Origin of the sequence: Chryseobacterium sp. C39-AII1 (genome assembly GCF_039672645.1) — a bacterium.
Classification (GTDB): Bacteria; Bacteroidota; Bacteroidia; order Flavobacteriales; family Weeksellaceae; genus Chryseobacterium.
Genome location: NZ_JBDFPQ010000054.1, coordinates 1 through 351, shown reverse-complemented (window position 1 = coordinate 351; position 351 = coordinate 1). Strand labels below are relative to the sequence as shown.

Here is a 351-nt window from a genome sequence, read left to right as displayed (position 1 = left end):
AACCTCCAGATCCAGATCCAGATCCAGCCTGTCCACCCCCTGCATCCGCAGCGAAATACATTCCATGAGAACCTCCCATTCCATTATAACTTGAGAGAGAAGAATTTGGATCAAAATCTCCATTAAATGCCGAATGCTCTCCATAAATAGATCTTGGATCATACGCTGCATTTCCATCAGGATCTATAAATCTTAGTGGATTATTAAACGCATAATTATACGGCGAATATCTTCTCATCTGTTCTGCCAAAGCATCTACAACACCCCATCTTGCCAGGTCAGGCATATACATTCTCGCTCCAAAATCATACATTCCTGTTTCCTGAAGCTCTTTTCCGTTGTATTTGTAAG

1 protein-coding gene is annotated in these 351 nt (G+C 41.6%); it reads right to left on the bottom strand.

Annotation, left to right across the window (positions count from 1 at the left end; all coding sequences use genetic code 11):
• Positions 1–351, bottom strand: a 351-nt coding sequence (locus tag ABEG63_RS21555) for an RHS repeat-associated core domain-containing protein (RefSeq protein WP_346587495.1), incomplete at both ends; no start/stop codon positions are given.